We start from the raw sequence: 21,090 nt of genomic DNA, 5'->3' as shown, positions 1-21,090 counted from the left end.
CCCAAGTCGGCTGCGCGACCGTCGTGAGGGATAGCGATCCGCGCTGAGTCTCGATCATCTTCACCTGATTGGAGCTACGTTTTGAAGATTCGACTGATTATGCTGACAGTGTTGCTCTTGTCAGCCGGGATTTCTCTGGCGGCGTACCTTGCGAGCACGGGTGTCAATGATCAACCGAAGCGGCCGCAGTTACCTACCGCCGGGCGCGTCCCGTTTTACGGTGTGAACGGTCACTATGTTCAAGGAGGCGTCTATTCGACGAACATCGCCCAACAGGTCGCCGACATGAAGGCGATGGGCATCACGTCGATCCGCCAGGACTGTTACAGCACTGCGGATACGGCGAAAATGGCCAGTCTCGTGAATGCCTTCGCGCCAGTCAAAATCCAACCCGTCTTCAACGTTTTCCCGCAGACCGCCGACGAAACCACCGCGTACAACCAGTTCTACACCTACGGTCAAACCGTGGCCGGCCAACTCGCAGGCAAGGTCGCGGTGATCGAATTGATGAACGAGCCGGAGAACATGTACTTCACCAAAGGACCCCGGCACAGTGGCCAGAACGTCACCGACTGGTCGGAGTCGAATGGTCAGTGGGCGGCATTTCGCGGTGCCGTGCGCGGCTTCTACGCGGGGTTCCGCTCCGTTGATAAGACCGGGCAGACTCTCATTGCCAGCCCAAGTGTAGGTTGGCTGCACTACGGAATGCTCAAAGGTCTGTGGACAGGTGAAGCACCGGATGGTTCGACCGGGCACCTGAGCGCGACGTGGGATATCACGAACTATCACTGGTACTATGACTTCGGAGACATCGAGGATGCAGGAGGCGTCAATACACTAGCCGCCATCAAATCTGCGTTCAATCTACCGATCATGCTGACTGAAATCGGCGTGCAAAAATCCGTGTCGGCACCCACCTACAACTCGTATGTCGCTTCGAGCTCTGCCCAGTATGCGCGCCGCGCAAAGACCTACAACATCATCGGCATAGACTGGTACGAGCTTTACAATTTCCAGAATATAGATGGATTTTATATGGGCCTGTATAGCTCGCCCGGGGTCATTAACACGGGTCGCGCGTCCGCGATGGCCAGCGCCGTCGCCGCAAATCCTGCACCTTGACGCGTCGTTTTCAAAGAGCCACAGCCTTCCTGGCGGCTCGAATACCGAACCACTTTCAAGAGCGTTATACCAAGCGCCAGAAAGGGTGCGCTGTATCGAGATGGTGACGCGCGCTCGCGCATATTCCACCCTCTATCAAGCGCGGCATTCCTGTTTTCACGGCGCTCTATCGCGCTGAAAATGCATCTGCGCGTGTGCGCGCGGCTTGCGTCACGACCTGACGGTACACGTGCGACGCTGGTCGTCCCCGGCGCTTCGCGCTGAAGCCACAGCTCGCGCATTCGTCAGACACTCGCACGTCCATCATGTACGCCGGCAAATACGGCGGATGTCGCGCGCGATGCCTCCTTCGGACAGGAATCGCATCATACTGTTAGTTATCCGTATCTCATTCAAAATCCTGCACGCGGCCTCTTGTAATGGCCACAGTCCGAGCATCTTGCCGACACTCCGACTAAAACCCCGCCGTGGCGACATCTGCGTGAACAGCGACGCCGACAGTCACTTCATTCAGGTGCGTCCGTAGAACTGTTGCTATCCGCGCATCGGCAACGCGAACGCAATTCGACAAAACGTCCGACATTTCGGTCAGATGTTCCGAGCTCGGTCAGACTGACCGCCGCGCCGTTGTAGCAAGACCTTTGGCGCACAGGGAGACGTTTCGCTCTGATTGAAGTGCTGCAATATCTCGTTATGCGAACTAAAACGTACGCATGTTCATGCGACCGAGGCTCCGACCCGAGGCGTCTGGACGACAGATTTCCAACTCTGGTATTACCAGAATTGAACAGAATTTCGGGTAAAAAGGATTCGACACTATTTCCGTATTTCAGTCTATTTTTTCTGCCTTTCTTATAATAAAGGGACGGATAGAACTCGTGGACTTATTGATATTACAAATGTAATAACTCCATGGTCGCAATGCAGCAAATTATCCCCGCCAATCTGCAGACAAATCAAAGATTTACGTTTTCCCCGCTATCGTGAGGAAGAGCTTTCCCGTTGCAACGCATCTGAAAAAGCTTCGGGCGAATCTCATTGAAATTTTTTGTAATTGTCACTTATCTCCCGCCAGCCCCGCCACGTTACACGAATGAAACGTTTATAATTCGTCTGCCCAGAAAGTTCTGTAACTTATACCGGGCACAGGGTTGGGCACCGTCTGCTCTGTAACAGTTACACCGGTGGTTGCTGCGCTGCGGCAGCGCATTTCCCGCTGCGAAGCGGGATCGGTGTGCGGGCGCGGTGTGTCGAATTGAACGCCTACTTGCATCGGCCGTTGGTTCTGCCGCCTAACCGCGGATCGAATAGTTTTTTGGGTTCTGGACCCAAGCCGCAGGAACGAGAGCGTCGAGTTTGATAGCCGTCGCTTCGGCGGGTTCACGAAACCGTTTAAACGTGAGGTGGAACAGCGAGATTCATGTTTGAAGCATAAGGTTGCTCCGCCGCGGCTGGCATCCCAGCGACACGCTGGATGGCAAGCCGAGGGCGTGAGTCGCGCGACACCGCTGTTCAGGCTGTCGCTGATGGTTCCGATCTCTTCTTGACCTGTGTCGGATGGAATAGAGCCTTCGGACAGTTAGGTCCGTGTAAGTAGGACGTGTCACGTCGGTTGCGGCGGTGACTCCTGAAGGCGCAACATTTCCTGTCCTGTTCGCGGGTGAAGGGTTAGTTGCAAGGGTCAGCCAGTCGAATTGAGTTTGACGGAGCAGCCGGTGTTCACTCATACGGCGGCGGGAATTTCTATTTTCGTTAGTACTGCTAGCGATGCTTCAACTCGTCTGCAATAACTGCTGGCGGCTAACTGGCTATGTCCTCTACGAGGTCACCCTGCAGATGTTCCAGATGGTGCCGTTCTTCGGTTCAGGCGGCCGCGCTCCACAGCTGACTTTGCTGGAAACCCGGCCGCGTCGCTCTGTGCTCCATAAGCGGGTGCCATGACCATGGCGCGGCAAGCAACAAAGTTGGCGCAGTTCACCGCAAGGCGGGGACGCAGACGTCCCTAGGGGTTTTCTTTGGGACGTAGATCGTTTCGTGCAGCCACGGTTTTTAGCGGCGCTGAGCGCCCCAACCGACAGGTATGCGTAGCCGTCAGAGAAGCTGATTGGCAAGAGTTTGCGGCCAACCGTGCCGCGCGCACCAAAGCATTCGAATCGCGGTTCGGATACTCAAACCCTGCAGGTGCAGGCCTGAAATGGTCCGTTCCTCGGGTAGCAGTTGCTGTTTATTCGGGTTTTTAGTGCATCGCAACCCTCCGTGCGAAACAGGTGTTGCATTTCTGATCTGAGTCCGCTCACTCAAATCTCGATGATGGTCGCTTACAAATAGTAAGTAGTGCCATCTATTTGGGGGTCAATGCGACCCAATTACTTTCATCTAGTTGGAGCTACGTTTTGAAAATTCGATTTTTGGCGTTCACAATGCTACTCGTGTCAGCCAGTGCCACTTTGACTGCGTGCGGTGGCGGCGGATCATCCGACGCGACAGACGCGGCAGCCGTCGCGAACCGTCAACGCGCGGGCGGAAAGTCACCGACAAAGTCATCCACAAGCTCGTCGAGCAGTTCGTCAACAACTTCGTCGTCCTCTTCATCCACACCCACGACGTCTACCTCCGTCCCGTTCTACGGGGTCAATGGGCATTATGTCCAAGGGGGCGTCTACTCGACGAACATCCCGCAACAGGTCGCCGACATGAAAGCGATGGGCGTCAACTCGATCCGCCAGGACTGCTACAGCACCTCGGATACGGCGACCATGGCCAGTCTGGTGAGTTCGTTCGCGCCTATCAAAGTCCAGCCGGCCTTCAACGTCTTCCCGCAGACCACCGACGAAACCACCGCGTACAATCAGTACTACGCCTATGGCAAGACCGTGGCCGGTCAACTCGCCGGCAAGGTCGCGGTGATCGAATTGATGAACGAACCGGAGAATATGTACTTCTCCAATGGCCCCGCGAACAATGGACAGAACGTCACCGACTGGTCGGCTTCAAACAGTCAGTGGGCGGCGTTCCGCGGTGCAGTGCGTGGTTTCTACGCAGGATTCCGCTCGGTGGATACGACCAAGCAGACTCTCATTGCTAGCCCGAGTGTCGGTTGGCTTCACTACGGAATGCTCAAAGGCCTGTGGACGGGTCAGTCGCCGGACGGCTCGACCGGTCATCCTACCGCGACGTGGGATGTCACGAACTATCACTGGTACTACGACTTCGGCGACATCGAAAATGCAGCGGGCGTCAACACCCTGGCGGAACTCAAATCTGCGTTCAACCTCCCGATCATGCTGACGGAAATCGGCGTGCAGACCAGTGTGTCGAATTCTGTGTACAACTCGTACGTAGCGTCGACGATTGCCGAGTATGCCAGCAGCGCGAAGACCTACAACATCATCGGCGTTGACTGGTACGAGCTTTACAATTTCCAGAATATCGATGGATTTTATATGGGCTTGTATAGCTCGCCTGGCGTAGGCAACGCCGGTCGTGCAACCGCGGTAACCAACGCTGTTGCATCGAACCCTGTTTAACGGCCTTGCATAGCGAACGCCGCGGAAATCTCTGAGACTGTATTGCTTTGCCGGTGGTGGCGAGTCGAACGCGGTGTAGCCGCCTACGACGACACATCACCGGCGACGCCGAGTCGGCCTGCTCTACGATGGCCGCTCGAACAGAGAGGAAGTTTTATCTCAGTGAAGCGTGCGGAGGAACGCTAATCGACATGCAAATTTTTGCTTGTGTTGTCAGTCCGGAGGATCGCACGGACCCTGTGGTTTTTTGGCTAGACGCGCGACGGTTTAGATTGCGTCTGAACAGATCGAGCCACACCGCCCGCGAGTTCGCGTTCCAAAACATCGAGCAACTGTCGCGCGGACCGCTCCCAGCGGAAGCCACGTGCATGCTCCCTTCCGCGTTCGCGCCAGGATTCGCGCAGCGCGGCATCCTGCATCATCTGCGTGACCTTGTCGACGATGTCATCGACCGAATGCGCGTCGCAGTACATCGCTGCATCACCGCATACCTCCGGAAGCGACGCTTCACGTGACACGATGACAGGGCATCCACAAGACATCGCCTCGAGTGGCGGCAATCCGAAGCCCTCGTACAACGACGGAAACACAAAGCAGGCTGCATTCTCATACAGCGCTCTCAACTCACCGTCCGATACGAATCCAGCCGATATGACATTCTTCGCGAGGTCGTAGCTCGCCTTCGCCTGCGGATTAAACACCCCCAAATCGCATCCACCAACGACGACAAACTTCCAGTCATGGTGCTCACTCAACCGCTCCATGGCGGCAAGTATTCGCGGAAGATTCTTTCCGACCGAAAGACTCCCGACAGCAAGTATGTAGCCATCGTTGCGCAGGTTCAGACGCGACAGAATCGCCGTATCCGGCTCAATCTTGTCAAAGTGGTCCACGCCGTTCCAAACAACCGAAATCCGCGACGCGTCGATGCCAAGGCGCTCCATGATTCGAGTCTTCGAAAATTCCGACACTGTCACAATGTGCCTCGCGTTACGCTTCAGGAGTGACAGCGCAACGCGATACCAGAGGCGGTACTTCCACGAGTAATTTTCCGGCAAATCGTAGATCGCGACGTCATGCACCATCACGACCTGCTGACGAACGAATAACGGTCCCATATTGCAAAGGCTGAGAAGGGTTCGGCCGCCAACCGCGAACGGCAGCACCAACTGCTCCCACAGAGAACCCTTCAACCACGGCCCGACCACTTTTGCTTTCGGCAAACTGACGTCAGTCCGTGCGTTCGCGGGAATCAATACAGGCAGTTCGGTTTCCTCATGAAACAGTTTCTGGAACGCCATCACCAGCTCGTAACCAACGCGCTGCACCCCAGTTATGCGTTGAGACGCAAACTTTCCATTGAATGCGAATCCCGCAGAGGGCCCCTGCCACTGCGAGCATTGCGCCGGGCGAGCTTCGGCCGGCGGCGACGCACGAACAGCGGTATTTTCCCGGCGCGCGTTTGGCGGCTCCACTAACTGTCTCATCAAATATCGCTCCGGTGTACTAGTGGTGTGAGCATCGGGAAGGGTCGACCAGCCGGCGCAATGCGTTCGTACAGTGCAATCTTTGGACGTGCGGTTCGTCCAACCCATGGATCAGGTGTTCACGGTGCTCGGCTTCTCAGTGCGAGGTTTCGCCCGCCAAGGAAGAAGGGAAAGGCGAGCGAGAATATTTCCCCGACGCGCGGAATGCACATCATGCTGCAGTGCCTGCTGAAGTTCAGGGCGGCGGACCGTCGCAGTTCCCAATTTAGCCACGACGATGCCTGCCGCGACATTGGAAAGCGCGACCGCTTCGTCTATCGGCATACCGGCACCGAGTGCGGCACTCAGCGTGGCAACGACGGTGTCCCCCGCGCCCGTGACATCGAACACCTCGCGCGCGCGCGTCGGCAAATGCAGCGGGGCCTGCCCGCGAGCAATTAACGTCATGCCTTTCTCGCTGCGTGTGACGAGTACCGCGTCGAGTTCGAGCGTATCGCAAAGAGCGCTGGCCTTCCGTTCGATCGTGGCATCGCTCTCGCATTTCCCAACCACCGCCTCGAACTCGGAAAGGTTGGGCGTAATGACAGTGGCACCGCGATAACGCTCGAAGTCCGTTCCTTTTGGATCGACGATGACGGGCTTTCCCGCACGCCTCGCGGCCGCGATCAGGTTCTTCGAATCATGTAGTGAGCCTTTAGCGTAATCGGATAGGACCACGGCATCCACTTCGTGCAACTGTCGCTCGAAGGCGAAGATCAACTCGTCACCATTGCGTGCGGGGAAGTGGTCCTCGAAGTCCGCCCTGATCATCTGCTGATGCCGAGACAGAATACGAAGCTTCGTGATTGTCTTGCTGCCCGCGACGCGCTGCAGCAAGCAGTCGACCCCGCCTTCGCGCAACAATTCTTCAATCCGATCGGCGTGAGTGTCCTGCCCGGCCAACCCGAGAAGACGAACATGAGCACCAAGCGCTGCCGCGTTCAGTGCGACGTTTCCTGCCCCGCCAACACGCGTTTCTTCAGTTTGCACATGGACGACCGGAACGGGCGCCTCCGGCGAGATCCGGGATGTCGAGCCGTGCCAGTACCAATCGAGCATCACGTCGCCCACGATCAATAGTCGAGCGCAGTCGAAATCAGGAGGCGAAAGCTTCACCGGCGGGTTTCTTGTCATGGCGGCCTAAATTGATCGAATACACTTCACTCAGAACGTCGGCGACAGAAGCGACGCTTATTTTTTCCATCACATACTTCGCATTTCTGGGATATTCAAATCCGAGGCTCAGGAACATTCCGCCGTCACGCTTGGACACCGCAATGACGCCACGCTCTTTGTTCACAGGGCCCCAGCGGAACGGATTCGTTGGACCGTGCAGACTGATCATCGGCGTGTCCAGCATGGCGGACAGATGCATGATTCCGGTATTGACACAGACTATGCAGTCAGCTTGCCTTACTATTCCGACAACCTCAGCCAAACTTACCTTGGCTGCCACGCTCACGACCTTCTGGCTGCCAATCAGGTCAACCAGTTGCTGGGCGCGCGCGGCGTCCTCCGGACCGCCGGTGATGACGATGGCGTATCCGTTATCAATCAATATCCGCGCAAGCTTGCGCCAGGATTCTATGGGCCATTCACGCATGGCAAAATTGGTCCCGGAGGCCCATGGATGAAAAACAAAGAATTTCTCGTCCAGCACGAATGGCGAACCAGAAGGGCGAATGGCTTTGGTTATACGCGGACATTCCGTCGACACGATTCCAAGCGGCCGCAATAAGCTTCTGAAATTGTCCAGTTCATGAAGCTCCTCGCGATGTTCAACGCTCGCGTCGTAGGCGTAATGACGGAATTGACGACTGGTTCTAAAACCAACGGTAAATTTCGCCTTCATGAAGGCGGCCAGCAGCGCCGAAATTCGCGGCCATTGGGATGTGTCGATCAGGACGTCGACTTCGTATTTCCTTATTTCCCTGAGTGCATTCAGAGGACTAGTCAAAGGGACTACTACGACCTCGTCCAGGCCATCGAACAAATCATAGATACGCGCGTTGCTTCGAGACGCAAATATCACGACTTTGGAAAATTTTCTTGCGTTCCGCAACTCGGAAATGATTATCGATGACAAAATCGAATCGCCAATCGCGGCGAAGGCAAAAATACCGGCTGTCTTGCACTCGGCCGGCAAGCGTCGCTTTGTGCGAAGCAATCCCAGCAGGTATAGGAACGCGCCGCCGAGAATAAGGTCGACGCGCTTCAGAAGGCTTTGTCCGCGCTCATTTTTCATTTCACGTCCAGCAACATTTTCGCCAGGAAATCCGTGCGTTCACCATAGGGGCCGGCCATCGCCACGCGCTGCTTCTTGCCTGCCGGGGTGAACCCGATAATCACGCCGATACCGGTCGGCAGAATACTTGAGCTGAATGTCGGACCGGAACATGTGCGGCTGCGCAGCGCCGCGCGTTTGTCGCCGGGTGTTTTCAGGTTGCCGCACTTTTCGAGCAATGTCGCCAATTCCGCCTCGATCGTCTACTTGATGATCTGACGGGCACCACTCTGGATCAGGTCCATCCAGGCTGCCCAACGTTGCCGCCGTACCGTTGTTCGCTCGTCCTTCAGCTCACTCCTGACGGTGGATGTCCGTTAGCCTGGTTCTGACTCTAGATAGGCACCATGCCGAGCCCACCGCCGCTGACTTCTGAACGCCGCGCGTCACTCAATATGCAGATCCGACGATAAGCCTCGGCGCACACGCACGACCAGACGGAAGGTCATAGCTATAGATGATGGCGTCGAACAACCAACAGTCATCAATGGTCAATGATGCAACTGCATGATCCATGCGGGAGCGGCCGGTGTCTGTGCGGCGCCGAACGTTCACTTGTTCGCGTGAAACCTCCTCCCAACAGGCGTCGAGGTCTTGTCGCCGAAAAGCTTGCGATGGAAAAGCTGTCGCCACGCAAAGTCGCGCTTATATTCCTTGCTTATGGAATTGAATTTGCGGCAAGCGTCGATTTAGCGCTTACGTCAGACTTCCGTCCTTCATATTGCCGACGCCCGTAGCAGGTAAATATGACGCGACTAGCGCCAATCCTCGCACATCACAATCGGCAAAATAAATCGCCGCGCTTGTTTTCCGACTATTCACGGACAGAAACGCATCAGCGTAGTGCAACGTGCGCTAAACCACAGACTCCGAAGCGGTAAAGGCGGTATTCATATCGTACCTGCCCAGAGACGCGTCGATGGATGCGCCTGCGATGAATCGATGCGTGGCGGACCGGCAAGGGGATCAAATCTGAGCCGACGATTCGTCGAATCAATGCGAACCCATGTACGAATTTCGGCCCTGGACGAATCTCAGGGCCGGTTTCCAATGATCGACGCGGCGAAGCTTGTCGCACTATCGAGAAGCTTATTACCCCCGCACCTTGGAGATGGCGCCTTTGAACACGCATATTCTCAATTCCGGATCATCTCGCGTAGGCAACGAAGAGGGTAATTTTTCGTTGCGCGAAATGCTTCATCTGTTGCGAGACCATATCTGGACACTGCTGGCATTCGTCGCTGTAGCGACCACGCTCGCGACCGGCTACGCCTACCTTTCAGCTCCCACTTACTCCGCTGATGTCGTAGTGCGTGTTGACCCGCCCGCTCCGCCCGATCCTAATGCTCTCGGCATCTCGCGCCAGGATGGCATGGCGCAGCAACAACCAGGCACGCAAGCGACCGGCGCGGAGGTCTCAGTCATGCAGAGCCGCTCCGTGCTGGAACCGGTGGTCCGCCAATTTCAGTTCGATGTCGAGGTGGTGCCGCACAACTTCCCGATCCTCGGACGTTTCGCGGAACAATTCGCCTATCCGGGCCATCCTTCGAAGCCGTGGTTCGGACTGAGTTCATTTGCATGGGGCGGAGAAAAGCTCCAGATTCCCTCGCTCAACGTGCCGGCTCACCTTGAGGAGAAGCCTCTCATACTGACCGCGCTCGACGAGGGACAGTACGACCTTCGCACGCCCAGCGGAGATCTTCTGCTGCATGGAGAAACAGGCAAACCCGCGAGCACGCCGGATGGGCTATCGCTCACAGTCAAGGAACTCGTTGCCAGACCCGGTACGCAGTTTACGGTGACCCACCGCAATACGCTCGACGCAATCGACGAGCTGCGACGTCAACTCAAGATTGCGGAAGTGACCAAGGACACGGGCATCGTACAGATCTCCTTTGCATCGAAGGATCGAGTTCTGACCGCAGAGGTCGCCAACGCGGTTGCTCAGCAATACATTGCATCGTCGGTCTCGAGCCGCCAGTTGAACGACACGAAAACGCTGGAATTCATTCAGGGCGAGTTGCCGCGGCTGAAAGCCGATCTCACCCGTGCGGAACAGGCGCTGAGCGACTATCAATCGTCTACCGAAACAATGCGCCCGACGACCGAAGCCCAATCCTATCTTCAGGGTAGCATCGAACTCCAGCAGCGCACGTCGGCACTGCAACTGCAACGCACGCAGGCAGCGTCGCTCTTTACACCTAGCAGTCAGCAGGTCAAGACGATCGACGCGCAACTTGCGCAGTTGGCCGAAGCGAGACGCGCATTCGACTCGCGCTTTGTCAGCATGCCGACTTCCGAAAGGCGCAACGCCGAACTGACTCGCGATGCGAAAGTGGCGGAGACCATCTATCTGGGTATGGTGAGCAAAGCCGAGGAGCTCTCCGTGCGCCGCGCGAGTGCAACCGGCGGCGCACACATCGTCGACCAAGCGATGCAGCCCTATCGTCCGGTTAAGCCGAATCGCCCCTTAGTCATCGTCGCGGGTTGCGGCCTGGGCTTTTTCATCGGCGCATTTTTCATCGTGCTACGACGCTATGCGACAACCGGTGTCACCGACCCGCTGTTTGTCGAACGACGTTTGGACGTGCCGGTTCTCGGCGAAGTGCTGTTCAGCCGGCAACAAGCTCAGCTAGAGAATGAATCCGCGATTCAGACCAGCCAGCCAACGCTCTCCGGGCGTGACGACGGGGTGCCGGGCTTACCCGATCCGAACGCGCTAACGTTGGATCCGCTCGATGAACAGGCCTCGAGAGCCGCTTTCGGCCCCGGATTGGCGCGTGAGGCGGCCGCTCGGATTCTCGCCAGCCGGCTACCCCATGAGCCCTCGGTCGAGGCGCTTCGCGAAGTGCGCACGCAAGTGTGCCGCGATCGGCTGAACCAGAAGAACAACATTGTGATGTTGACGGGCCCGAGTCCGTCCACCGGGAAGAGCTTCGTTGCAGCGAATCTTTCCATCCTTCTGACGGAAGTCGGCCTGCGTGTTCTGCTAATCGACGCCGACATGCGCCGCGGCAATCTCGCATCCTTCTTCAAGCAATCCAATCGCGGCGGCCTGTCCGAAGTTCTTCAGGGCAAGCTCCGCAGCGTCGACGCTATCCGCTCAGTCGGAGTTCGCGGCCTCTCCTTCATTTCGTGCGGGGCCTATCCGGTCAATCCATCAGAGCTGCTGATGATGCACGACTTCAAGCAGGTGGTCGATCAACTGAGCGAGCAGTTCGATCTCGTCATAGTCGACACGCCCCCATTCCTGGTCGTGACCGACGCCGCAATCATGACCCCCCATGCGGGTGCAACTGTCCTCGTGCTTCGCTCCGGCATGCAGAGCGAGGACGAGATTTCGGAAACCGTCAAAAAGGTGCGGCGCGCGGGAGGACGAATCCTTGGATCGGTTTTCAACGCCATACCCAAGCGGGCCAGCAACTGGAGAAGCTACGAGCAGGCCGCGCAGTACACGCGCACGGTCAACGAGACCGACGAAGTGTAAGGCTGGAGAGTTGTTGGGGGTTGATGACAAGCGCGTTCGTGCAGCCTTTTCATTGAAACACCTGGCGAGTTCGCCGGAAAGCGGGACCTCGAAACCATCCGCCTTCGAGATCCAACGATGTGTCGCAGCGAGAACCTTTGGTTCTCGATCATGTGGGGTGAACTATTCATGAGCCGATCTACGCCGCAAATTGGAATCGGAGTAAGCGAAAACCGTATTCCCTTCAATACGCCCGCGATGACGGGTAACGAACTCAAATACATCGCGGAAACGCATTTCAACAAAAAACTCGCTGGCGACGGTTCTTTCACGGGACGCTGCAACAAGTGGCTCCAGGAAAGAAGCGGTTCGGCCAAGGCATTGCTGACTCACTCCTGCACCGCCGCACTGGAAATGGCGGTTCTCTTGCTGGACATCCAGCCCGGCGACGAGATCATCATGCCTTCGTATACGTTCGTCTCGACGGCGAATGCGTTCGTGTTACGCGGCGGTGTGCCCGTTTTCGTGGACGTCCGCGAGGACACCATGAATCTCGACGAGCGGTTGATCGAAGCAGCGATCACGCCACGGACCCGCGCGATCGTACCGGTGCATTACGCCGGCGTGGCATGCGAAATGGACACGATCCTGGCAATCGCTCAACGCCACGGACTCAAAGTGGTGGAAGATGCGGCGCAAGGCGTCATGGCCACCTATAAGGGGCGCGGCTTGGGCTCCATTGGCGACCTTGGCGCGTACAGTTTTCACGAAACCAAAAACATCGTCTCCGGCGAAGGTGGCGCCCTGCTGATCAATGACCCTGGTCTCAGCCGACGCGCGGAAATCATCCGCGAGAAAGGCACTGACCGAAGCCGCTTTCTGCGCGGCGAAGTCGACAAGTATACCTGGCAGGAAGTGGGCTCCTCGTTCTTGCCGAGCGAGTTGATCGCCGCCTACCTTTGGGCTCAGCTGGAAGGTGCCGAGAAGATTACGCAGGAACGGGTTGCGCATTGGGACCAATATCACGCGCTTCTCGAGCCGTTCGAGCGCCAAGGCGCTCTGCGCCGGCCGGTCGTGCCGAAGGAATGCCAGCACAACGGACACATGTATTACGTGCTGGTTGAAGATGAAGACGTGCGCCAACGCATACTCGACGAGTACAGAAGGCACGAAATCGGCTCGGTATTTCACTATGTTCCGCTTCACTCATCTCCCGGCGGAGAACGGTACGGCAGAGTGGGTGGCTCGTTGGACGTCACCATCAACCAGTCGAAACGCCTGATCCGGCTTCCGCTCTGGGCTGGCTTGACCGAAACGCAGCAAATGCGAGTAGTCGACATTTTTGACGCGTTGCTGAAATAGGGTCCGCCGACTTTCATGCCGGCACACGCGAACATCCGCAGCGTTGACAAAAGGTCTTTGTCAGCGCAGCGGATGTCGTCCCTTTACGGTTGCTGCAGCGGTCTGCAAGCTTCCTCTGGAACCTCATGAAAAAGAGCATTTCGTCGCACGCCGACCTTTACTATTTCATCTGGGTCTTCGCCGTACCCGTGACATCAGTACTGCTGGTGCCCACCATTCAGGGAACGACGGTCGGTTACATCATGTGTTTTCTCTCGCTGCCGCTCGCATTGGCGTGGGGTGGCGCTTCGCGCAGACGCTATATCAACTTCCTCGTCGCGGCGGCAGTGATCTGGACAATTTTCTTTCTGGCGTCTCTGCTCGCTGACAGCATTGCAACGTACGAACCCGACTTTACAAAAGTTCTGCTCATCGACGACAGCGATGTGTTGACATTCATCCTGAGAAAGAGCTTGTTCACCCAGACGATCTATCTCGGTGCTGTGGTGCTCTATGCAGCGTATGTCTATATCTTCTACAAACCGTCGTGGCAGCAGTGGTTGCTTGCCTCCGCCGCTATTTTTGCCGCGTACGGCATCTATGAAGTGATCTACTTCATTGTGACCGGTCAGCCGGGGGACTTCATTTCCAACCGGTCTTTCGGCTCCGAATTTCGAAATGGCGACCCGGGTGCAGGGGACGAGCCGCTGAACGGGAGCTCCTTTCAATGGGTCGACATCCACGGTTTCCACATGCAACGGCTGAAAAGCCTGACTGGCGAACCGTCGATGTATGCCTTGTCGATGTTCCCGTTCTGGGCTTACTTCAACGCGACATCCAAGCGCCGCCTGCCGGTGTGGATCATCGGGGCATCGCTCATCATGAGTACTTCGTCGACGGCTTTCATCGGCTACGTCGTTTACTCACTCATTCGCATAAGAAAGATCGGCTTCCATCCGATCAAGGCCATGGTCGGTGCGCTCGTGGTTTGTGTGGTGGCGTATCTGGCATGGGACTACATCGGCGATCTCTTTCAGCAGATGATCATCGACAAGATGGACGGGCGCAACGTGTCCGGTGCCGAGAGATCCGGCTTCTTCCATGCTTCGATGGAAATGTGGGCAGGGGGATCACTCGGCAATCAACTGTTCGGGATCGGCTTCGGCTATATACGATCGACCGATCTTTTCTCCACCTTGCTCGTCAATACGGGGGTGGTAGGACTCATCCTGGTGAGCACGCTAATTCTTTACCCGGCTTTCCGGCTAGACTGGTCGACGGAGGGAATGGCATTGCGCCAATGTTGCGTCACGACCTGGGTAATGATGATGATCTCCGTTCCGGAATTCTCGTATCTGGCGCCATGGACTTTCATCGCCATCGCTTATGCCCGGGTGCGTACCGTGAAACTGGCAGCACGCCAAGGCAATGGCGCGCTGCCGGACAGTCCGGCTGTCAATGATCGGCGATTGACAGTGAGAAGCCGGCTTTAAGGCCTTTGAACACGCTCGATCTGGCCGCCGGCGAAAACTTCACGCATTTGAGCGTCAACGTGACGATTGCGTACGCAATCGCAATCGCCCGATGCACGGGGGCCAGATGTTTGCGACTGAAATAAACGCGATTGCGCGCCGTATAGAACAGGCTAAAGGGACTCTCATTGCCGCCTGTGGACACTGCCACCTTGTGAGCAACGGATGAGGTCGGCACGTACAGTAGGCCGATCCCGGCATGCCTCATACGCCAGACGAAGTCGCTATCGTCGTAATAGACGAAGTACTTTTCATCCATCATACCGATCGTCTTGAAGATGCTCTTGTGCAGCAACATAAAGCAGGTCGGCGCATATTCCGTAAACATTTCTTCATCGAACTGCCCGCGATCTTCCTTCCGATCGCCGACATGTGGTGTGGTGGCCGTGAGCGGCGAGAACCGTCCTCCCGCACACCATATGCGGTTAGTGCCGTGATAAGTAATCTTGGGTACGGCTGCCAATGCGCTTGCCCGCTCGGTGTGCCGTACCAGTCCCGCTATCACATCGGCATCGGGAAAATCAGTATCGTTATTGGCCAGCAGAACGTAGTCACATCCGTTCCCAAGGGCCATTTCTATGCCTTGATTGTTCCCGCGGGCAACGCCGACATTCTCATTGTTGAACACGATGTCCGCATTGAGACCATGGAGCGCCGCAAGCTCGCTTGATATCACGCACCCCGTATCCTTCTCGCTGTTGTCGATCACGTATAGCTTGAAGTTCGCATCGCGCTGGGCGGCCAGACTCTTAAAAAAATCGGGAAGCACGGAATCGGAGCGATAGAGTACGGTGACAATCCCGATCAGCGGCGAAGCATTTCTCGTTGACATATTGCTTCCTTCAAATGAATTGCGGAGGCAGCCGTCGGGGCGCCTCCGTCATGGCGTGAGCGCGTGTCGTCCTTTGTCAGGCCGCGCGTTCACAGCCTTTGTACAGCCCCTTCTCCCGCATCTCGGCGATACTCTTTTCATAGGTATCGGCCATCACCTGCTGCTGGTCGACCCAACGGGCAAAGCGTGCGATGCCCTCACTGAACGACACTTTGGGCTCGAATCCGAGCATGTCCCTTGCCTTGGTCAGATCGGCATAGACATGGCGGACATCGCCCAGCCGGAATGCGCCCGTTACTGCAACGCTGACATCGCTGGCGTATACATCGCACAGTGTCTTTGCGACATCCATGACCGAAGTGCGCACGCCCGAGCCGATGCCGAACACGTTGTCCGCGGCTTTGGCATTCGTCAGTGCTGCATAGGTCGCATCGACCACATCATCGATGTAAACGAAGTCACGGCTCTCCAGGCCATCCTCGAAAATATTGATCGGATTGCCGTTTTTGATGCGCGTCGAAAAGATCGAGAGAATGCCCGTGTAAGGGTTGGATAACGACTGGCCCGGGCCGTACACATTCTGGTAACGCAGCGCCGACGCATCGATTCCAATGGAACGGCAGGTCGTCATCACCATCTGCTCCTGAGTCTGCTTGGTAATACCATAGAGCGAGGTCGGATGGATTTTCGACTCCTCATCGGTCGGCACGCACTCCATTGCTTCGCCGCTGACCGGACAGAGGTGCTCGAACTGACCTTCGAGCATATCTTTTTCCTTTCGCGGCCCAGGGTAAAGAATGCCCGCGGCCGGAGATCGGTACTTGCCTTCACCGTAAATCGCGCGTGAAGAAGCAACGACGACCTTGCGCACGGAATTGCGGCTGTTCTTCACCAGGATGTCGAGAATCAAGGCCGTGCCATGCACGTTCACGTCGACATAGCGATCGACCTCGTACATCGACTGGCCCGTGCCCGTCTCGGCCGCAAGATGAACGATCGCGTCTTGCCCCTGCATGACACGTTCGAGCATGGCCCGGTCGGTCACCGACCCCTTCACGAAGTGCACGCTTTCAGGCAAGGACGCAAAAATCGCGGACGTGACACTGGGATTCTCTCCGTGAATCTGCGGGGAGAGGTTATCGAGTACCGTAACTTCCGCATTGTTTGCGCAGAGCTTGCGCGCCAGACTCGAGCCGATAAAGCCGGCGCCACCCGTAATCAGGACTTTCATTGCTTCTCCCGTTCCCAACATTTCGTTTCGAAGTTGAAGCGCTTCATGATTTGCGCCGGATTTCCTGCGGCCACACTAAAGTCGGGAACGTCGCGGGTCACCACCGAATGCGCGCCCACCACGGCGTGACGGCCGATCTTTACGTTAGGCAGAATGACCGCCCCAAATCCAATGAAGGCGCCCTGCCCGATCGACACGTAATTGCCTCGCGTGCGGATACGATCGCCAATGCGAACCTTGCCGTTGACGTCTTCATACGGATGCTCCACGTCGACGATTGCCACGTTCCCTGTGATGGTCGCGCCGTCCCCGATCTCAATCGAAGAACCGCAAACGATATGAACGTTTTGCTCGATATTGACCCGACTTCCAATCGTGAGCCGCGGCGGCGCAGCGGGGTCCGTCACGACAAGTTCGATGCGCGCGCCCGGCCGAATCAATACTCGCTCGCCGATCGACGCGTGATGTACGTTGACGAGCAGCATGGGACGAAAGATTGTTGATTTCGCTCCGACCGACTGAAATACGTGCGTGTACCACACGCGCGTCTTCAGCCGATACCAGGCAAGAAAAGCCCGGTTACACCAATCAAGGAGCCTCAGCCTCCGGGCGGCAGGCCGCTCATTCTCGTGTACGGTCGTACTCATGCGTTGGCCCGTTGGCGCCCGGCCATCTGCTTAAGGCCTGTATAGACAGTGCGCAGCATACGAGGCCAGCGGCGCATGGCGTACAACACCGTCTGTTTCGAACCGATTCGTGCCGCGCGCCAGCTCGATTCGATGCAGTCCTCGAAGCTGTCCTCGTGACCATGCTCCAGAAAGAAGATCGCGGAGGTTAGATAGAACTTTGCTCGCCCCTGGTTGACCGCGTCGCTTGCCATGCCGAGATCGGCCGCGATCTGGCAGGTCTGGATCACGTCGTTCAGACATTCCCGATGGCGCGAGGGGTTGTTGATGCGCACCGAAGTCAAACCCGTTCGGTTGACGCGGTACAGCCCCAACTCTTCATCCAGATAGCAGCCCTGCGACCCCATCAAGACCTGCATCAGATGGGCCACGTCAGCCACTGACTTGAGGCCGACGTCGACAGGGTGACGGCGGCGCAAGTGCGCCCGGTACATTTCGGAGCTGTGAAAGAAGAACGGCCCGTTCTTGATGAGATACTCAGCGTCGAACGTTGCCGGCTTGTTTTCCGCCAGCGGAAACGGCACCGTCTCCAACGTATCCTGATCGACGGGGCGCATCTTGTGCACGACAAGACCGCATTCCGGGTGAGCTCTCAGGAAATCGATCTGACGCTGCAGTTTGCCGGGCGACATGACATCGTCGCCGTCGATGTTGGCGATAAATTCGCCTCTCGCGGCAGCGACCGTGTCCGCGAAATTGCCCGAAAAGCCAACATTCTTTTCATGCGCCACCACCTTGATCAAATCCGGGTAGCGCCGCTGAAACGATTCGATCACTTCGAGTGAATTGTCGGGTGAGTTATCGTCACCGACGATAACCTCGAACGGCACGTCGAGCTTCTGGTCGAGCACGCTTTGAATGCATGCGCCAACGTATTCGCCTTGCCGATAACAAAGCACGATGACCGACAACACAGGCGCAGCCTGCTGGTGGACCGGATGCTGAAGAGTTGTATCCATGCTGTTTTCTCAGTTGAGGACCAGTCGTCCCGCCAGGTGGCGAGCCTTGCGTTGAACGATCGGCGAAACCGCGACGGTCAGTGCGACCATGGCGAGCCATGTGCCCGACAGAGCAAAGAAAAGACCAATACGCGAAGACGTGGTCAAGTCCGCGTAGCTCACCAACAGGCCGACAGGTATAACCGCGGCGACGCGCACGGCGACTCCGCGATACCAGCTAGCGTTGATTCCAGCCATAAACTTGCGGTGGACGATCGCAACCCAGCCGAACAGGAGCAGAACATTCATCCCGAGCCACGCGTAGGCCGCACCGATCGCACCGAGATGAATGCCGCCGTATACGACCGCGGGCGCAAAGAGAATCAGAAAGCCAATGTTGCCTTTCAGGTGGAGAGACAAATCCCCCTTTGCGTACTGCACGAAGAACGCGAGCGAGGCGAGCGCGGAACACGCGTTTCCGACTGCGTAGCACTGCATTGTCCGCAGCGCATCAGGGGTTACCGGCGCGCTAGCGGACCACAATCGGAGCACGGCTTCGGGCGCAAACGCGAACACCGCTGCGACGGGAATTACCGCTAGTGACGTCACCTCCGTGGCGAGCGCGTACATCTGACGAATCCGCTCGCCGCCGCCGAAGCTTTCAGCGTTCAAGCGCGGAATGAAGGCTTGCTGAATTGGGTTGGCGAGCAACACGATGCCACTCGCAAGCAGCGTTGCCATGCTGAACACGGAAAAATCCGCCAGTGGCAGCACCTTCGAAAGTACGATCTTGTCGATCTGCGCGGTGCACGCCCAGATCAGCGCCGACAATGCGATCGACAGCGAGAGCTTTGCGCGCGACGACAATACCTTCCACGAAAAACGTGTCGACACGAACGGTATGTCGATCGTGCGGCCAAGCAGGATACGGAGCGCGACAGCCTCTCCGACAATAGCGAGGAATTGCCAGACAAAGAAGAATTCGACGCGCGGCCAGATCATGATGACCGGCACAACGAGCACATTGCGTATCACAGCAAAAGTAACGCCAATGACATTGAGCGCGATCTGCCGGTCGATACCGACCACCCCGCCTCGATATAGAGCGGAAAGCCAGCGCGCGATTGCAGTCAGCATCATCAGAACGAATGCCGTGCGGATCTCGGCTGGCGGCAATGTAGAGGCGTTCAGCCACCGTTCGGCAAAATAAGGTGCCGCGAAGATCGAGCCGATGAACAGAACCACGCTTGTGCAGAGAATCAGCTTCTCCAGCGATTCCAGCAGAAGTCCCACTTCCGCTTTCGAGCCAGTACCGGCACGCAGACTGCCTAATTCGCGGCACAACGTAGGTGAGAGCCCGAAATCCAGAACGAGCACCCATGCAAGGAGCACGGCGTTGATGGCAATCAGTCCATACGCTTCCACTCCGAGATGACGCACGTAGATTGGCACCATGACGATACCGAGCGATACGGTCACCATCTGGCCAACAAAATTTGCGAGCAGGCTTCGTCTCAACATCGCGATCTGGGTCTGCCTGTAAATAAGATAAGCGCTGCAGGAGCCGCCGGAAGATTTGCGAACATCGAATTGGCTCCGTCGTTGGTGTCAATTCGCCGCAAACTTGCCTTAGGGCGGGCGCGTGATTCGTCAAGCGACCGAAAGATTCAACTATCATTCCGGCCGGTCGTCAGCGGATTGACGATTCAGATTGACCACAACGTATCGACGATTCGAAAACCACGCCCGCAAACTCGACGTATTGGCAGGCTACTTGATGCGCTCGGCGGTATATCGCGGATATCGGAGAAGCCCTCCGGGCGCTTGCGCAGACCTCGCGAATGAACCCTTGAAAATCGCTGGCGAGCAATGCACTCCCTGCGGTCCATGCGTTGAAGCGTACCTGTCCAGTTTCCAATTAAATGTGCGGCGGCGCACGTTCAACGCTTTGCGTACCGGCATCGAGCCACTCCACGCCGGTTGAGCCGTCGTCTTGTCAGCGGGTTGGCCACGCCACCTGATCGTTTGGAAGGTTGAGCAGATACTGGCCATACGCATTCTTGGCAAGCGGTTTTGCAAGTTGAAGCAGTTTCTCCTCGTCGATCCACTGTCTGCGGAATGCGATCTCTTCGGGACACGCGACCACCAGTCCCTGCCGCTTCTGCAGCGTTTCGATGAACGTAGCCGCCTGGATCAGCGAGTCGTGCGTGCCCGTGTCGAGCCAGGCGTAGCCTCGCCCCATGATTTCCACTTCGAGTGCGTTGCGCCGCAGGTAGCATGAGTTGACGTCGGTAATCTCGAGTTCGCCGCGTTCCGACGGCTTGATATCGGCGGCAATGTCGCACACCTGCTTGTCGTAGAAATAGAGACCGGTGACCGCGTAATTCGAGCGCGGCTTCGCGGGCTTCTCCTCGATGGAGAGCGCGTGGAAATTCTTGTCGAATTCAACTACGCCATAACGTTCCGGGTCGTGCACGTGATACGCGAATACGGTCGCACCGTCGCTACGCGTATTTGCTCGCTCAAGTTGGCCGGCGAGATCATGACCGTAAAAGATGTTGTCGCCGAGAATCAGCGCCGAGGGATCATTACCCACGAACTCCCG

General features: G+C 57.0%; 15 protein-coding genes. 5 read left to right on the top strand and 10 right to left on the bottom strand.

Features of this window, described 5'->3' with window-relative positions:
- Nucleotides 1–81: 81 nt before the first annotated feature.
- Entirely contained in the window at nt 82–1,122 is a 1,041-nt protein-coding gene (locus P0D70_RS25290) for a hypothetical protein (protein WP_408186472.1), read from the top strand.
- Between the two features lie 2,693 nt (nt 1,123–3,815).
- Nucleotides 3,816–4,649, top strand: a complete 834-nt coding sequence (locus tag P0D70_RS25285) for a glycosyl hydrolase (RefSeq protein WP_408186471.1) — start codon at nt 3,816–3,818, stop codon at nt 4,647–4,649.
- 251 nt (nt 4,650–4,900) lie between these two features.
- On the opposite strand, the gene P0D70_RS25280 is transcribed toward P0D70_RS25285, so the two are convergent.
- The 4 genes from P0D70_RS25280 to P0D70_RS25265 form a co-directional block, all read right to left on the bottom strand.
- Nucleotides 4,901–6,136, bottom strand: a complete 1,236-nt coding sequence (locus tag P0D70_RS25280; RefSeq protein ID WP_408186470.1) for a glycosyltransferase family 4 protein — start codon at nt 6,134–6,136, stop codon at nt 4,901–4,903.
- A 111-nt stretch (nt 6,137–6,247) separates the two neighbouring features.
- Entirely contained in the window at nt 6,248–7,309 is a 1,062-nt protein-coding gene (gene rfaE1 / locus P0D70_RS25275; protein WP_408186469.1) for a D-glycero-beta-D-manno-heptose-7-phosphate kinase, read from the bottom strand.
- A complete protein-coding gene (locus tag P0D70_RS25270) occupies nt 7,272–8,420 on the bottom strand; it encodes a glycosyltransferase family 9 protein (protein WP_408186468.1) in 1,149 nt (382 codons plus the stop codon). The genes rfaE1 and P0D70_RS25270 overlap by 38 nt, the downstream gene beginning before the upstream one ends.
- Nucleotides 8,417–8,647, bottom strand: a complete 231-nt coding sequence (locus tag P0D70_RS25265; RefSeq protein WP_408186467.1) for a hypothetical protein — start codon at nt 8,645–8,647, stop codon at nt 8,417–8,419. Before P0D70_RS25265 ends, P0D70_RS25270 begins: the two co-directional genes overlap by 4 nt.
- A gap of 932 nt (nt 8,648–9,579) precedes the next feature.
- Here P0D70_RS25265 and P0D70_RS25260 point away from each other — a divergent pair.
- From P0D70_RS25260 to P0D70_RS25250, 3 genes are all read left to right on the top strand, one after another.
- A complete protein-coding gene (locus tag P0D70_RS25260; RefSeq protein WP_408186466.1) occupies nt 9,580–11,946 on the top strand; it encodes a polysaccharide biosynthesis tyrosine autokinase in 2,367 nt (788 codons plus the stop codon).
- A gap of 168 nt (nt 11,947–12,114) precedes the next feature.
- On the top strand, nt 12,115–13,287 hold the full coding sequence (rffA, locus tag P0D70_RS25255; protein ID WP_408186465.1) for a dTDP-4-amino-4,6-dideoxygalactose transaminase: 1,173 nt from the start codon (nt 12,115–12,117) through the stop codon (nt 13,285–13,287).
- Between the two features lie 125 nt (nt 13,288–13,412).
- Nucleotides 13,413–14,759: a hypothetical protein gene (locus P0D70_RS25250; RefSeq protein WP_408186464.1), complete on the top strand. Its 1,347-nt coding sequence runs from the start codon at nt 13,413–13,415 to the stop codon at nt 14,757–14,759.
- Here P0D70_RS25250 and P0D70_RS25245 read toward each other — a convergent pair.
- The 6 genes from P0D70_RS25245 to P0D70_RS25220 all read right to left on the bottom strand — a co-directional run.
- A complete protein-coding gene (locus tag P0D70_RS25245) occupies nt 14,722–15,630 on the bottom strand; it encodes a glycosyltransferase family 2 protein (protein ID WP_408186463.1) in 909 nt (302 codons plus the stop codon). The genes P0D70_RS25250 and P0D70_RS25245 overlap by 38 nt on opposite strands.
- 76 nt (nt 15,631–15,706) lie before the next feature.
- Nucleotides 15,707–16,861 carry an NAD-dependent epimerase/dehydratase family protein gene (locus P0D70_RS25240; protein ID WP_408186462.1) on the bottom strand — a complete coding sequence of 385 codons (1,155 nt, stop codon included), beginning with the start codon at nt 16,859–16,861 and terminating at the stop codon, nt 15,707–15,709.
- Nucleotides 16,858–17,346, bottom strand: a complete 489-nt coding sequence (locus tag P0D70_RS25235; protein ID WP_408186461.1) for an acyltransferase — start codon at nt 17,344–17,346, stop codon at nt 16,858–16,860. The genes P0D70_RS25240 and P0D70_RS25235 overlap by 4 nt, the downstream gene beginning before the upstream one ends.
- Before the next feature lie 158 nt (nt 17,347–17,504).
- On the bottom strand, nt 17,505–18,506 hold the full coding sequence (locus tag P0D70_RS25230) for a glycosyltransferase family 2 protein (protein ID WP_408186460.1): 1,002 nt from the start codon (nt 18,504–18,506) through the stop codon (nt 17,505–17,507).
- A 9-nt stretch (nt 18,507–18,515) separates the two neighbouring features.
- Entirely contained in the window at nt 18,516–20,006 is a 1,491-nt protein-coding gene (locus tag P0D70_RS25225; RefSeq protein WP_408186459.1) for a lipopolysaccharide biosynthesis protein, read from the bottom strand.
- A 475-nt stretch (nt 20,007–20,481) separates the two neighbouring features.
- The coding region (locus P0D70_RS25220; RefSeq protein WP_408186458.1) for a sugar phosphate nucleotidyltransferase at nt 20,482–21,090 on the bottom strand (609 nt) is incomplete at its 5' end.

The sequence above is a fragment of the Paraburkholderia sp. RL17-381-BIF-C genome (genome assembly GCF_046026435.1).
Classification (GTDB): domain Bacteria; phylum Pseudomonadota; class Gammaproteobacteria; order Burkholderiales; family Burkholderiaceae; genus Paraburkholderia.
This window is presented reverse-complemented; position numbering and strand designations above follow the sequence as displayed.